Below are 14,719 nucleotides of genomic sequence, written 5' to 3' on the forward strand. Positions count from 1 at the left end.
ATACTGGGGCCGGACAGGGGGACGGCGCTTCTCCACGGTCGGAGCGACGGGACGTGTTCTCCCTCCCGAAGGCGCGAGGACGCTGCGGTGAGACCTCTCGGCGAGAGCGGTACCGGCGGAGCGGACGGGAGGTTCCGGCGCGCCCGGGCCCAAGGTGCCCGGGGTGCCCGGACGGCCTGCGCCTGCCCGAGGCCAAGGACCGGTTTCCGAAGTGGTGGGAGCGCTAACGACGTGAGTGCCAAGATGCGCACCGAACTGATCCGCCCGGTGCACGAGTTGCTCACCGAGCACGCCGGCCGGTTCGCCGGCAAGACCGCGTTCTCCGACGCGCGGCGCGGCGTCACCTACGCCGCGCTCGACCGGCGCACCGCGCGGCTGGCCGGCAACCTGGCGGATCTGGGCCTGGCCCGCGGCGGCCGCGCGGCCGTCTACCTGGGCAACTGTGTGGAGATGGCGGAGAGCTGCCTGGCCGCCTCCCGGGCGGGTGCCGTCGTGGTGCCGCTCAACCCCCAGTCCTCCGACGCGGAGCTGGCACATCTGCTCGACGACAGCGACGCCCAGGTGATCATCACCGGCCCGGCCCAGGCCGACCAGGTGCTCCGGATGCTGCCGCGGCGCCCCGGCCTGCGCGTCGTGGTCACCGGCGACGGAGCCGCCCCCGAGGGCACCGCGCACTACGAGACCCTCGCCACCACCGAACCGGCCACCCCGGCGCGCGACGACCTCGGCCTGGACGAGCCGGCCTGGATGCTCTACACCTCGGGCACCACCGGCCGGCCCAAGGGAGTGCTCTCCACCCAGCGCCGGTCCCTGTGGGCGACGGCCTCGTGCAACGCACCGATCCTCGGCCTGTCCGCCGGTGACCGGGTGCTCTGGCCGCTGCCGCTGTTCCACTGCGTGTCGCACAACGTGTGCCTGCTGGGCGTCATCGCCGTCGGCGCCACGGCACACCTCATGCAGGGGCTGGCGGCCGACGAGATCCTGGAGGCCCTGCGGGCCGAGCGCAGCACCTTTCTCGTCGGCGTACCGACGATGTTCCACCACATGATCGAGGCGGCCCGCGACGGCGACTTCGCCGCGCCCGACCTGCGCCTGTGCATGGTCGCCGGCTCCGCCTGCCCGGACCGGCTGCAGCGGGCGTTCCAGGAGACCTTCGGGATCTCCCTGCTGGCCAGCTACGGCAGCACCGAGACCGGCGGCGCGATCACCACGAACCTCCCCGACGGCCCGCAGGTGACGGGCTCCTGCGGACTGCCCCTGCCCGGCCTCGGCCTGCGGCTGACCGACCCGCGCACCGGGGACGAGGTCGCCACCGGCGAGGAGGGCGAGGTATGGGTCAACAGCCCGGCCCTGATGGTCGGTTACCACCAGCAGCCCGAGGCCACATCCGCTGTGCTGTCCGACGGGTGGTACCGCACCGGCGACCTCGGCCGCCGTGACGAAGCCGGCTATCTGACCCTCACCGGCCGCCTCAAGGAGCTGATCATCCGCGGCGGCGAGAACATCCACCCCGGCGAGGTCGAGGAGGTCCTCCAGCAGATCCCGGGTGTGGCCGAGGCCGCCGTCGCCGGCGCACCGCACGAGGTGCTCGGGGAGGTCCCCGTCGCCTACCTCGTACCGGGGCCCGACGGCATCGACCCCGACCTGGTCCTCGCCACCTGCCAGGAGCGGCTGTCCGCCTACAAGGTGCCCGACGAACTCCACGAGATCGCCGCCGTCCCCCGCACACCGGCCGGGAAGATCGCCCGGCAGGAACTGGCGAAGCTGCCGGCCCGGCTGCTGGCGGTGAACCCCCTGGCGGAGCTGCGCACCAGGGCCGTCTCCTCGACGCAGAGCTCCGCCGGCCGGGCGGCCGAGCAGCTCACCCGCCGGCTCAACGGCTCCCAGCACCACCGCGCGCTGCTGACCATGGTGCGTTCGGCCGTCGCCGACGTACTCGGTCTGGGCGCGGCGGACGACATCGCTCCGGAGAAGGCGTTCAAGGAGCTGGGCTTCACCTCGCTGGCCGCGGTCCGGCTGCGCGACCGGCTGCGCTCCCTGACCGGCAAGCGGCTGTCCGCCGCGATCGCCTTCGACTACCCCACCCCCGCCGCGCTCGCCGGGCACCTGCACACCGAGCTGCTGGACGAACCGGAGGAGCGGGCCGCCGAGGCCCTGCCGCGCGCCGAACCGGACGAACCGGTCGCCATCATCGCGATGGGCTGCCGCTACCCGGGCGGCAGCGACTCTCCCGAGGCGCTGTGGCGGCTGGTCGCCGAGGGCACCGACGCCGTCGGCCCGCTGCCGGTGGACCGCGGCTGGGACCTGGAACGGCTCCTCGGCCGGGACCCGGCCGCCGGCGGCCGGTCCGACGCCCACGAAGGGGCGTTCCTGGACGACGCGGACCGCTTCGACGCCGCCTTCTTCGGCATCTCCCCGCGCGAGGCGCTGGCGATGGATCCACAGCAGCGACTGCTGCTGGAGACCGCATGGGAGACCTTCGAACGCGCGGGGATCGACGCGGCGTCCCTCAAGGGCAGCCCTACCGGGGTGTTCGCCGGGGTGATGCACGGCGGCTACGGCCCCGGCCCGTACGACCGGTCGGACCCGGGCCTGGAGGGCCATCTCGCCAACGGCAGCGCGATCAGCATCGCCTCGGGCCGGATCGCCTACAGCTTCGGCCTGGAAGGCCCCGCCCTCACGGTCGACACCGCGTGTTCGTCCTCGCTGGTGGCGATCCATCTGGCGGCCCAGTCGCTGCGGCAGGGGGAGTGCTCCCTGGCGCTGGCCGGCGGGGTGACGGTGATGACCGCGCCGACCGCCCTGGTCGAATTCAGCCGCCAGGGCGCGCTGTCCGCCGACGGGCGCTGCAAGGCGTACTCCTCGGCGGCCAACGGAACCGGGTTCTCCGAGGGGGCGGGGCTGGTGCTGCTGGAGCGGCTGTCGGACGCCCGCCGGCTGGGGCACCCGGTGCTGGCGGTCGTACGGGGCAGCGCGGTGAACCAGGACGGCGCGAGCAACGGCCTGACGGCACCCAGCGGACCGGCCCAACAGCGGGTGATCCGGCAGGCGTTGGACCGGGCGGGGCTGACACCGGACGAGGTGGACGCGGTCGAGGGCCACGGCACGGGCACCACCCTGGGCGACCCCATCGAGGCGCAGGCCCTGCTGGCCACCTACGGGCAGGGACGGCAACCGGACCGGCCGCTGTGGCTGGGCTCGCTGAAGTCGAACATCGGCCACACCCAGGCGGCGGCCGGCGTGGCGGGCGTGATCAAGATGGTGCAGGCCCTCGGACGGGGGACGCTGCCGCGGACCCTGCACGTGGCGGAACCGTCGCCCCATGTGGACTGGTCGGCCGGTGCGGTGGAACTCCTCACCGAGCCGGTCGCCTGGCCGGCGACCGACCGGCCCCGGCGTGCCGCGGTCTCCTCCTTCGGGGCCAGCGGCACCAACGCGCACCTCATCCTGGAGCAGGCGCCGGACGCACCCGTGGCGGGTGAGCCGGCGACCGAGCCGGCCGCGGCGCCCGGCGTACTCCCCTGGGTGCTCTCCGGCCGGGGGCCCCAGGGGCTCGCCGGACAGGCCGCCCGGCTCCGGGAGTTCACCGAACCCGGCGCAGCGCTCGAATCCGGCGCAGCGCCCGAATCCGGCGCAGCGCCCGACGCCCTGGACGCGGCCGGAGTGGGTCTCGCCCTGCTCGGCCGCAGCGCCCTGGACCACCGGGCCGTGGTCGTCGGCAGCGGCGCGGAACTGCCGGCCGGACTGGACGCCCTCGCACGGGGTGAGGCCGCCGCCGCAGTGGTGCGCGGCACCGCCCGCCCGGGCGGCACCGTCTTCGTCTTCCCCGGCCAGGGCTCCCAATGGGCAGGCATGGCACGGGAGTTGGCAGCCACCTCGGACGTCTTCCGCAACCGGCTGGCCGAGTGCGAGGAGGCCCTGTCGGCCTTCGTGGACTGGTCGCTGGCGGACGTGCTGGCGGGGGCCGAGGGCGCTCCGGGGCTGGAGCGGGCGGACGTGGTGCAGCCGGTGCTGTTCGCCGTCATGGTGTCGCTGGCGGAGCTGTGGCGCTCGTTCGGCGTGCGGCCGGACGCGGTGGTCGGGCACTCCCAGGGCGAGATCGCGGCGGCCTGCGTGGCGGGGGCCCTCGGCCTGGACGACGCGGCTCGGGTCGTCGCCCTGCGCAGCCAGGCGATCGCCAGGGTGGCGGGCTCCGGCGGAATGGCGTCGGTGGGCATGCCCGCGGACGTGGTGCGGGCCCACCTGGAGCACTGGGACGGGCAGGTCGGCGTGGCCGCCGTCAACGGCCCCTCCTCCACCGTGATCTCCGGTCATGCGGAGACCCTGGAGCAGGCGATGGCCCTGCTGGAGGGCGAGGGGGCGAGGGTGCGCCGGGTCCCGGTCGACTTCGCCGGACACTCGGTGGCGACCGAGCAACTGGAGGACGAGCTGCTGGAGCTGCTGGCGTCGGTGTCACCGCGGCCGTGCGAGGTGGCGTTCTACTCGTCGGTGACCGGCGGCCAGGTCGACGGGCGGGAACTGGACGCGGCCTACTGGTACCGCAACCTGCGGCAGACCGTGGAGTTCGAGTCCGCGACCCGCACGCTGCTCGCCGACGGGTACGAGATCTTCGTGGAGGCCGGCGCCCACCCCGTACTGGCGGTCGGCCTGCAGGAGACCTTCCGGTCCGCCGGGTCCGCCGCGGCGGCCGTGCCGTCGCTGCGCGCCGACGACGGCGGCTGGGACCGCTTCCTGCGCTCGCTGGGCGAGGCATGGGTGCACGGCGCGCCGGTGGACTGGCGCCCCGCCTTCCCGGCCGCCGCGACGCCCCGTACCGATCTGCCGACGTACGCGTTCCAGCGCGACAGGTTCTGGCTGACACCCCCCGACGGCGCGGGCGATGTCTCCGCGCTGGGACTCGCTGAGGCGGACCATCCGCTGCTGGGCGCGGCCGTGGAACTGCCCGACTCCGAGGGCCTGGTGTTCACCGGCCGGCTGTCGGCCCGGACCCACGACTGGCTCACCGACCACCGCGTGAACGGCAGTGCCCTGGTGCCCGGCCCGGCCTTCGTCGAGCTGGCGCTGCGCGCCGGTGACGAGGTGGGCTGCGACCGGGTGGCGGACCTGTCCCTGCACGCCCCGCTGGTGGTTCCCACGCAGGGCGCCGTCCAGCTCAGGGTCACCGTGCGCGCCCCGGACGAGACCGGTCACCGGCCCGTCGCGGTCCACTCCCGACGCGACGACGGAGGCACCGGCAGGCCGTGGACGTGCCACGCCACGGGCTCCCTGGCCGCGGACGGGGCCACGCCCTCATGGGACCTGGAGGTGTGGCCCCCGGCGGAGGCGACCCCCGTGGCGACGGACGAGGTGGCCGCCGCCCTGGCCGCCGGCGGATACCGCCACGGCCCCGCCCTCCGCTGCCTGACGGCCGTCTGGCGGCGCGGTGACGAACTCTTCGCCGAGGCCGCCCTGCCCGAGGACCGCACGGACCGGGCCGCGGCGTTCGGCCTCCACCCCGCCCTGCTGGACTCCGCGCTGCACCCCGTGTGGGCGGGCGAACTCCTCGACGACGAGCGCCGGCCGGGGCAGCCCGCCCGGTGGCAGGGCGTGACCCTGCACGCCGCCGGCGCCTCCGTCCTGCGGGTACGGATCACCCGCACGGCGTCCGGGGACCTGACGGTCGCCGCCGCCGACGCGACCGGCCAGCCGGTCCTGAGCATCGACTCCCTCGACACCGACCCTGTGTCCGCACGCGCCATCAGGGGCGCCGCCGCGGCACAGCAGGACAGCCTGTTCCAGGTGGAGTGGACCGAGATACCGGCCGGGTCCCTCGCCACGGACACCTCGCGGGCCTGGGCCGTCGTGGGCGAGGACCCGCTCCGCGCACGGTCCGGCCTGATGGGCGCCGGGCAGTACGCCGAGACCTACCCGGATCTGGAGACCCTCGCCAAGGAGATCGAGGGCGGCGCCGCCGTACCGGACTGCGTGGTGATGACCACCGCCCCCGCGACGGACCCGGCCACCGAGGACCGGAGCGGCGCGGACCCCGGCGACGCCGTCCACCACCACACCCGGCAGGCGCTCGCCCGGGCCCAGACCTGGCTGACCGGCCCCGCCTTCGCCTCCTCCAAGCTGATCCTGCTCACCCGTGGCGCGGTGGCGGCCTGGGACGACACCCCCGCACCGGACGTGACGACGGCCGCCGTCTGGGGACTGATCCGCTCCGCGCAGAGTGAGAACCCCGGCCGCTTCATGCTCGTCGACACCGACGCGAGCAAGCCCGCATGGCGCACCCTGCGCAAAGCCGCCGGCTCCGAGCTGCCGCAACTGGCCCTGCGCAAACGCACGGTGCGGGTCCCGCGGCTGACCCGGCTCGCCGCTCCGGTCCGGAGTGCCCCGCTGCTCACCGGTCCGCACGGCACCGTCCTCCTCACGGGCGGCACCGGTCTGCTCGGCGCCGCCCTCGCCCGCCACCTCGTCACCGAGCACGGCGTCCGCGACCTGCTGCTCACCAGCCGCCGGGGCCCCGACGCCCCCGGAGCCGCGGAGCTGGCGGCCGAACTGACCACGCTGGGCGCCCGGGTGACCCTCGCGGCCTGCGACACGGCCGACCGCGAGGCGCTCGCGGAACTGCTGGCGACGGTGCCCGCGGACCGCCCGCTCAAGGCCGTGGTGCACACCGCGGTGGTCACGGACGACGGCATCGTGCTGTCCCTGACCCCGGAGCGGCTGGACGCGGTCCTGCGGCCCAAGGTGGACGCCGCGCTCGCCCTGCACGAGGCGACCAAGGACCTGGACCTCTCCGCGTTCGTCGTCTTCTCCTCCATCGCGGGGATCCTGGGCGGCGCCGGCCAGGGCAACTACGCCGCGGCCAACGCCTTCCTGGACGCCCTCGCCCGGAGCCGCCGCGCGCAGGGCCTCCCGGCGGCATCCGTCGCCTGGGGCCTGTGGGCCGGCCGGGACCTTCCGGCCACGGGCACGTCCCGGCTGCCGGTCCACCCTCTTCCCCTCGCCGAGGGCCTGGAACTGTTCGACGCGGTATGCGCACTGGACGAGGGCAACCCGGTCGCGGCACGGCTGGACACCGCGGAACTCCGCCGGCAGGCCGCGTCCGGGGATCTGCCACCGCTGCTGCGCGCCCTGGCGCACCAGCCGTCCCGGCCGGCCGCGCACAACGCCCCCGCGGAAGCATCCGAGCTCAAGCACCGTCTCGCCGCGATGACCGACACCGAACGGGACGAGACCCTCCTCGACCTCGTACGCCGGCACGTGGCCGCGGGGCTGGGCCATGCCTCCGCCGACGCGATCGGCCCGCGGCAGGCGTTCAGCGATCTCGGCTTCGACTCACTGACGGCGCTGACCGTCCGCAACGAGCTGAACGCGGCGACAAAACTCACCCTGCCGCCCGCGGTGATATTCGACTTCGCCGACCCCGGAGCCCTGGCCCAGTACCTCAAACGAGAGCTTCTCGAATGCTGACCGGGCCCGCCAGCACGCACAGAGGAGACTGTTCATGAAGGTGGAAGACGTCTACATCGACTCGCTGGGAGCATTCCTTCCGGAATGGGCGAGCGCGGAGCAGGCGGTCGCCGACGGCATCCTGGACGCGGAGATTCCGCAGAGCAACGGACTGACCGGCGCGCACGTCGGCGGCGACATTCCGGCGATGGACATGGCGGTCTCCGCTGCCCGGACGGCCCTTGAGCGCTCGAAGCTGGACATCGAGACGATCGGCGCGCACATTCACAGCTCCGTCAACTACCAGGGACCCGTGGGCTGTTATCCGCCGGGCTACATCATGCGGGAGCTGGCCCTCGAAAACGTCCCCGCGCAGAACCTCCAGCAGGGCTGCAACGGCATGCTGGGGGCGCTGGAGGTGGCCATCGGCCAGATGACCGGCGCCGCGGAGGCCGAGGCCGTCCTGCTGACCTCGGGCGAGAACTTCACCGCCCCGGGAGCCGACCGCTGGAACGACGGCTTCGGCCAGTCCTACTTCTTCTCCGACGGCGGAATGGCGGTCCTGCTCAGCGCCGACGAGGGATTCGCCCAGGTGCGCTCCCTCAACGCGGGCGTACTGCACGCACTGGAGAAGTGGCACCGCGGCAACGGCGGAATGCTGGAGCGCGAAGAGCCGGTCCCCACGATGCCGGAGCGGGCCGAGCAGTTCAACGAAACCGAAATGCCGCTGTCCGAGGCCCTTGAGAAGATCACGCTGTTCAACCTCGACATCATTCACCGGTCCCTGGTCGACGCGGATCTGAACGCCTCCGACCTCGCCAAGGTCATACCGATCAACATGGACGGCCGCATGGTCGAATTCGCCACCATGATGCCGCTCGGCCTTCCTATGTCGCGATCGAGCTGGGATTTCGGCAAATCGGTCGGGCACGTGGGCGGGGCCGATGTCTTCATTTCGCTGGAACACCTGGTGCGCACCGGCGAAGTGACAGCGGGTGATAACGTCCTGCTGGTTTCCCAGGGGCCGGGGTGGATCTGTACGGCCAGTGTGGTGACCATCCTGGATCTGCCCCCGTGGTCCGTGTGACACCGTGCCCGGGCGGCGGTGTGCGGAGCTGATGGTGGAGAAGAGGGGAGCCTGAGGTGGCTACGGGTACGGTGGTCCGGTTCGACGAGGTGCGCGGGTATGGCTTCATCGCCCCCGACGCCGGCGGCGAGGATGTGTTCGTGCACGTCAACGACTTGTGCGACGAGAAGCATCTGTTCCGCAGCGGGCTGCGGGTCGCGTACACGACCGAGACGGGGGACCGCGGGCTCAAGGCCGGCGAGGTGCAGCTGCTGGAGCCGGCGCGCGCGGTCACGGCGCGGCGGCAGGCTCCGGGTGCGGCAACGGCACGGCCCGCCGCCGAGCCGGACGAGGATCTGGTGTGCGAGGTCCTCTCCGCCGCCGAGTTCCGCGGCGAACTGACGGAGGCCCTGCTCGACGCGGCACCGTCGCTCACCGCGGCCCAGCTGCTGCAGGTGCGCAAGCGCGTCATGGAACTGGCCCAGACGCACAACTGGATCGACGCCTGACCCGCCGCCGCGCGCGGGCGGCCCGCGGTCGCCCGCCGCTCTGATCGCCAGGGCAGCGGGCGGACCACCTCGGCACCGCCGCCGCGGCGGCCCTCACCATCCGGCTCCGCGTACCGGCCGGACACGGCCTAGTCGGCGATGTTGACGTGCATGTTGAAACGGACCCCGCCGATCTTCACCAGCAGGTCGCCCTGCACCTTGCGCGTTTCCTTGGTGTCGCCCACATTGCCCTTGTTCACCGCCTGCTTGTTCTGCGGGTCGTGGCTCACGAACTCCGTGAAGACCCCGCCCGCGGCGAGCTGAGCGGCGTCGTCCCAGGCGTCGCGCAGGTCCGCGTAGCGCGTGGCGTCCATGGGAGGGCCGCCGAGGGTCAGGTATACGCGGTGGCCGGCGACGTACGCGTCGGCGAGCTGCTGGAGGATGCCGGCCACCGTCGTCTTCAGCGAGTAGTGGCCCGCCGCCGCGGCGAGGAGCTGTGCGGTGTCCCCGTCGATCCTGGCCCGACGCGCGTCCCGGGCCCTGGCGCGGAACAGGTCGTCCTTGTCCGTGTCGATGCTCCTGAACGCCTCGGTGTACCCCGTCCTCTTGTCCAGGGCGATCCCGATCGCCGCGGCCCACTGCGGCGCGCTGATCCACTCGTGGTCGAACGAGAGGGTCGCGCAGTACGCCTTGAGCTCCGTCTCGGCCTCTTCGGCCGACTTGGCATAGCCGCTCTTCGGCATGTGGGTCCCCCTGTCGTCGTGGCGAACCACGAACGTGCCACGCGGCGACACCCCCTGTCAGCCGGATCCCGGAAACCGCCCCGAAGGGCTGTGAGCAGGGGAGTTGCTGCAGGGCCGGGCGGGGCGCGAGGGGACTGGTGGGCCGCGCGGAACCCGCCACGGCGGGCGGCTCCTAGGCACCCGCCTTGCGGAAGATCCGGGCGCCGAGGAAGACCGAGATCGCGGCGAGGGCCGCCGCCACCAGTGCGCCGCGGATCATCTCGGTGCTCGTGTACTGGCCGAGGAACGCGGCCCGGACGGCTTCCACCAGGTAGCGCAGCGGCACGAACTTCGACACCACGTCGAGCCACCGGGGGGCGAGGGCCATCGGCAGCAGGATGCCGGAGAGCAGCATGACCGGCAGGTTGATGGTGTTGACGACCGGCGCGAACTCCTCGGGGGAGTTGAGCCGCATGGCCAGCGCGTACGACAGCGAGGCCAGTGCCACCGTGAGCACGGCGACGAACAGGAAGCCGATGAGGACGCCGAGCACCGGGGCGCGCAGGCCCATCGCCATGCCGGCGAGCACCAGCAGCAGGGACTGGGCCAGCATCTGCACCACGTCGCGCAGCACCCGGCCCATGAGCAGCGCCAGGCGGCTGACCGGGGTGACCTGCATCCGCTCGATCACGCCGTGCTGCTTCTCGATCAGAATGCCGATGCCGGCGAAGGCGGCGCTGAACATGCCGAGCTGCACCAAGAGCCCCGGCACCAGCGTCTGCCACGCGTCACCGCCCGTACCGAGTTGCACATGCGTCAGCAGCGGGCCGAAGAAGAACAGCACGAGCAGCGGCATGAGGACGCCGACCACGAGGCCGATCTTGGCGCGCAGGGTCTGCCGCAGATAGCGCCCGAGGATCAGGCGGGTGTCGGCGGCCAGGTCGGCCAGGCCGGAACTGCTCCTGGCCGCGTGGCGCCGGGGCGGTGGGGCCGCGGCTTCGGATGCCGTCGTCGCCGGGGACGCGGCGGGGGACGAGTGCGGCAAGTCAACCTCCGTGGGGAGCGGGCGGTCAGACGGTGACAGGGGCTTCGGGCGCGGGGGTGTGGTGCCCCGTGATGGCGAGGAAGGCATCGCGCAGGCTGGCGGTCGCGGAGCCCGCGTACCGCAGCTTCAGGTCCTGCGGGGCGCCCTCGGCGGCGACCAGGCCGTCGTCGACGATGACGAGCCGGTCGGAGAGGACGTCCGCCTCGTCCAGGTAGTGCGTGGTCAGGAAGACGGTGGTGCCCTCGGCGCGGATGCGGTGCACCAGGTCCCATACGTCGGAGCGGCTGCCGGGGTCGAGGCCGGTCGTCGGCTCGTCGAGGAACAGCAGCTCGGGCCGGTGGGTCAGGCCCAGGGCGATGTCGAGGCGGCGGCGCTGGCCTCCGGAGAGCGCCCGGGTGGGCCGGTCGAGGAGCTCGGCGAGGTCGAGGTCCTCGGCGAGTTCCCGCGCACGGTCCCGGGCCTCGGCCCTGCCGAGCCGGTACAGCCGCCCCTGGGTGACCAGTTCCTCGCGCACGCTGATGGCCGGGTCGACGCCGCTGGCCTGGGCGACATAGCCGATGCGCCGGCGCACCCCGGCCGGGTCGCTCGCCAGATCGTGCCCGGCGACGGTTGCGCTTCCCCCGGTGGGGGGCAGCAGCGTGGTGAGCATGCGCATCGTGGTGGTCTTGCCGGCGCCGTTGGGGCCGAGGAACCCGAGGATCTCCCCGGCCGCCACCGTGAGGTCGATGCCCCGCACCGCCTCCACCGGGCCCTTCTTGGTCGTGAACGTCCGGGCGAGCCCCTGGGCGCTGATGATCGGAGCGGTCATGGCGGCCTCCTGCCTCGCGGATGCGAATCTCGTCCGCCGTCTCCCGCGCAGTCGAATGATTTGCTCGCTTGAGCATACTTTGACATGACCGAGCAAACATTTCGATCCCTGTCGCGCCGAGCACGAACTACCCGGCAAATCCCTAGCCTTTGGGCCGTCGCGGGGCTCAGCCGAGGTGCCGGTCCGGGAGCGGCTGGTCCGCGCCCACGGTGTCCCACATCGCCCGCATCGATTCCCCGAGGGTGTACCGGGGGCGCCAGCCGAGGAGGCGTGCGGCACGGGAGATGTCGACCTGGATCCAGTCGGCGCCCCTGCTGCGCACCTCGCCCCGCCGCTCGCGAATCGTCTCCGCGGGCAGTCCGGCGGCCGCCACGAGTTCGTCCACCAGGGTCCGTACGTCCTGCGCCCGGCCGCAGCCGATGTTGACCAGCGGGTCGGCGTGCCGGATCCGGGCCGCCCGGACCACGGCGTCCACGGCGTCCCGGACATCGACGTAGTCGCGCCGGGCGTCGGCGATGGTCAGCTCGATCCCCGTGGCCGCGTCGGCACCGCGGAGCCGGACCGCCAGGGACCCGAAGAAACTCTCCAGGGCGGGGTGCGGCCCCAGGGTGTTGGCCACCCGCAGGACCACGCCGTCGAGCGCGCCGTCCCGGGCGGCGTCGAGGACCATCCGCGAGGCGGTGAGCTTCGCCTTGGCGTAGGGGTTCTCCGGAGCGGGCTCGGTGCCCTCGTGGACCGACGTCCCGAGGGGGACCGGGCCGTACTCGTGGATGGTGCCGAGGTGCACCAGCCGGGGAGGGGTCTTGAGCAGCGCCAGTGCGTCGAGGAGCCGTTCCACCAACTGCACGTTGGCGTAGTGCAGTTCGTCCCCCCAGCCGAGGGTGGCGTTGACCACGACATCGACGTCCTCGTGGGCCAGCACCCGGGCCAGCTCGCCGCTGGTGGTGCCCGCGACATCGAGGGGCAGGAACCGGTGCGCGGCGACCTGTGGCGCGTAGCGGCGGGCGACCGCGACGACCTCGCTCCCCTCGGCAGAGAAGGCGGCACAGAGGTGCCGGCCCATACAACCGGTGGCCCCCAGCACCGCGACACGGACGGGGCCGGTGACCGGTGTCGACGGTGCCACGGCACGTTCCTCGTCGGTCACCGGACCGTCGGCCGATCGGGGTGCGCCGGCGGTGCGGCGGCCGGCAGGCAGTCGGCGTACTGCGGGAGCATGCCCTTGGCCTCGGCCTCCGCCAGACGGGGCGCGATGGTGTCGCGCGCGGAGAGGCGGAACTCCACCTCCTGCGGCCAGGGCAGCCCGATCGCGGGGTCGAGCGGATCGATCGCGTGCTCCAGCTCGGCCCGGTAGGCGCTGCTCACGAGGTACGACATGACCGTGTCGTCCTCCAGCGCCAGGAAGGCGTGGGCGAGCCCGTCGGGGATGTACACGGCCCGGAAGGACTCCGCGTCCATCTGGACGAGGTCCCACTGGCCGAAGGTGGGCGATCCCACCCGGATGTCCACGACGGCGTCCAGTGCCCGCCCCCGTGCGCAGTAGACGTACTTGGCCTGGCCCGGGGGAGTGGCCGTGAAGTGGAGCCCGCGCAGCACGCCTCGGGCCGACCTGCTGTGGTTGGTCTGTGCCACGGGGAACCGGTGGCCGACCGCCGCGACGAACGCCTCGTCCTGCAAGGGCGAGACGAACAGCCCGCGGTGGTCGGAGTGGATGTCGGGGGTGAACTCGAATCCGCCGGCGACGGCGAGCTTTCGGGTATGCATCACGGATCACCTGCCTGGAGCGGATCGGTCAGACGACGGACAGCTCGGGCAGCGGGAAGACCAGCTTGCCGCCGCCGGCCAGGAAGGCGCTCTCGCGCTCGATGAAGCCCTCCCGGTAGATCCAGGGGAGCACCAGCAGCTGGTCGGGGCGCCGGGACTTGGCCTCCTCCTCGGACACGATGGGGATGCCCGTACCGGGCGTGAAGCAGCCGGACTTGTCCGCGTTGGGCTCGCCGATGCAGGGCAGGTCGTCCTCGGTGAGCCCGCAGAACTGCAGGATGACATTGCCCTTGGTCGAGGCGCCGTACCCGAGGGTCACCTTCCCGGCCTTGCGCGAGTCGTCGAGGAAGTCCCGCAGGCGGTCGCGATAGTCGTGGACCCGCTTGGCGAACGCGTCGAACGGGGCCATGGTGTCCAGCCCGAGCGCGGCCTCCCTGGCGCGGACGGCGGCCAGCCCCGCCTCGTCCACGGGGTGGCGGCCGGGCCGTTTGGCGAGGGTCACACAGAGGCTGCCGCCGTACACCTCGGTGAGTTCGGCCTTGAGGACGGTGAATCCGACGCGCTCGGCCATCCACTCGATCTGCCGCAGCGCGTAGTACTCCAGGTGTTCGTGGCACACCACGTCGTACGCGGTGCCCTCGATCATCGCCGGCAGGTAGCTCTGCTCCATGACCCAGACGCCGTCGTCGTCGAGGACGTCGTACACGTCCTGCATGAACGCCATCGGCCGCGGGAGGTCGTAGAACATCGCGATGGAGGTGACGACCTTCGCGCGGCGCGAGCCGAACCGTTCGGTGAACAGGTCGCGGGAGAAGAAGTCGGGGATCAGTTCGGCGTCCGGCGGGTAGTGCTCGCGGAACTTCGGCCCGGTCGGGTCGATGCCGACCAGTGTCGGGCCGGGGGTGGGGTAGCCGCGCAGCAGGGTGGAGTCGTTGCTGCCGATGTCCACCACCAGGTCTCCGGGCCCGAGGTCGACCAGGTCGGTGATCGCCGCGACCTTGCCGTGGAGGTGCCGGACCATGAACGGCCGTATCCCGGAGCGGTAGCCGTAGTTCTCCCCGTACATCAGCCCGAAGTCGGCGGTGTGGCGGAGCTGGACGAGGCCGCAGCCCTCGGGTGAGCACTTGACCAGTTCGAGGGGGACCGTGGGGACGGCCTCGTCCCGGGCGCGGGGGAAGACGCCGGTGAGAGCCTGCGGGCCCAGGTCGAGAACCGGCAGCAGGGTGCGGTTGCCGCAGATGCGGCAGTCATCGATGATCATGGATTCTCCAGGTCGCGTTCCACCATCGGCTGGACCGGATCGGAACCGGCGTCGTGATCCCACGCCACGCGCGGCGAGCCCCGCCAGGTATCTGCCGGCGACCCTAATGCCGGAGTCCCCGACCCTCG

Annotated in this window: 9 protein-coding genes; 3 read left to right on the plus strand and 6 right to left on the minus strand. The window is 72.9% G+C overall.

Going from position 1 to position 14,719, the window contains the following annotated elements; all coding sequences use genetic code 11:
- Positions 1–243 precede the first annotated feature (243 nt).
- Genes K7396_RS33855 through K7396_RS33865 form a run of 3 tightly spaced genes read left to right on the plus strand, consistent with a single transcriptional unit; the run spans position 244 to position 9,012 of the window.
- Positions 244–7,458, plus strand: a complete 7,215-nt coding sequence (locus tag K7396_RS33855) for a type I polyketide synthase (RefSeq protein ID WP_086716627.1) — start codon at positions 244–246, stop codon at positions 7,456–7,458.
- A 34-nt stretch (positions 7,459–7,492) separates the two neighbouring features.
- Positions 7,493–8,524 carry a ketoacyl-ACP synthase III family protein gene (locus K7396_RS33860; RefSeq protein ID WP_167392720.1) on the plus strand — a complete coding sequence of 344 codons (1,032 nt, stop codon included), beginning with the start codon at positions 7,493–7,495 and terminating at the stop codon, positions 8,522–8,524.
- Between the two features lie 56 nt (positions 8,525–8,580).
- Entirely contained in the window at positions 8,581–9,012 is a 432-nt protein-coding gene (locus K7396_RS33865; RefSeq protein ID WP_086716617.1) for a cold-shock protein, read from the plus strand.
- Positions 9,013–9,140: 128 nt separating this feature from the next.
- Here the strand turns inward: K7396_RS33865 and K7396_RS33870 are convergent, their stop codons facing one another.
- From K7396_RS33870 to K7396_RS33895, 6 genes are all read right to left on the minus strand, one after another.
- On the minus strand, positions 9,141–9,734 hold the full coding sequence (locus K7396_RS33870) for a hypothetical protein (protein ID WP_086716616.1): 594 nt from the start codon (positions 9,732–9,734) through the stop codon (positions 9,141–9,143).
- Positions 9,735–9,906: 172 nt separating this feature from the next.
- Positions 9,907–10,662 (minus strand): ABC transporter permease, encoded by a 756-nt coding sequence (locus tag K7396_RS33875; protein ID WP_086716626.1) that lies wholly within the window; start codon positions 10,660–10,662, stop codon positions 9,907–9,909.
- Between the two features lie 121 nt (positions 10,663–10,783).
- Positions 10,784–11,566, minus strand: a complete 783-nt coding sequence (locus K7396_RS33880) for an ABC transporter ATP-binding protein (RefSeq protein ID WP_086716615.1) — start codon at positions 11,564–11,566, stop codon at positions 10,784–10,786.
- A gap of 166 nt (positions 11,567–11,732) precedes the next feature.
- Positions 11,733–12,713, minus strand: coding sequence for an NAD-dependent epimerase/dehydratase family protein (locus tag K7396_RS33885; RefSeq protein ID WP_317852139.1), 981 nt, complete (start codon positions 12,711–12,713; stop codon positions 11,733–11,735).
- Positions 12,710–13,330: a dTDP-4-dehydrorhamnose 3,5-epimerase family protein gene (locus tag K7396_RS33890; RefSeq protein ID WP_086716613.1), complete on the minus strand. Its 621-nt coding sequence runs from the start codon at positions 13,328–13,330 to the stop codon at positions 12,710–12,712. Before K7396_RS33890 ends, K7396_RS33885 begins: the two co-directional genes overlap by 4 nt.
- 28 nt (positions 13,331–13,358) lie before the next feature.
- On the minus strand, positions 13,359–14,591 hold the full coding sequence (locus K7396_RS33895) for a class I SAM-dependent methyltransferase (RefSeq protein WP_086716612.1): 1,233 nt from the start codon (positions 14,589–14,591) through the stop codon (positions 13,359–13,361).
- Positions 14,592–14,719 lie beyond the last annotated feature (128 nt).

It is taken from the genome of Streptomyces angustmyceticus (assembly GCF_019933235.1).
Classification (GTDB): domain Bacteria; phylum Actinomycetota; class Actinomycetes; order Streptomycetales; family Streptomycetaceae; genus Streptomyces; species Streptomyces angustmyceticus.

Excerpts from the sequence above, each read along its gene's own strand:
- K7396_RS33855 (WP_086716627.1), top strand. The coding sequence starts at position 244 with ATGCGCACCGAACTGATCCGCCCGGTGCACGAGTTGCTCACCGAGCAC.
- K7396_RS33860 (WP_167392720.1), top strand. The coding sequence starts at position 7,493 with ATGAAGGTGGAAGACGTCTACATCGACTCGCTGGGAGCATTCCTTCCG.
- K7396_RS33870 (WP_086716616.1), bottom strand. The coding sequence starts at position 9,734 with ATGCCGAAGAGCGGCTATGCCAAGTCGGCCGAAGAGGCCGAGACGGAG.
- K7396_RS33880 (WP_086716615.1), bottom strand. The coding sequence starts at position 11,566 with ATGACCGCTCCGATCATCAGCGCCCAGGGGCTCGCCCGGACGTTCACG.
- K7396_RS33890 (WP_086716613.1), bottom strand. The coding sequence starts at position 13,330 with ATGCATACCCGAAAGCTCGCCGTCGCCGGCGGATTCGAGTTCACCCCC.
- K7396_RS33895 (WP_086716612.1), bottom strand. The coding sequence starts at position 14,591 with ATGATCATCGATGACTGCCGCATCTGCGGCAACCGCACCCTGCTGCCG.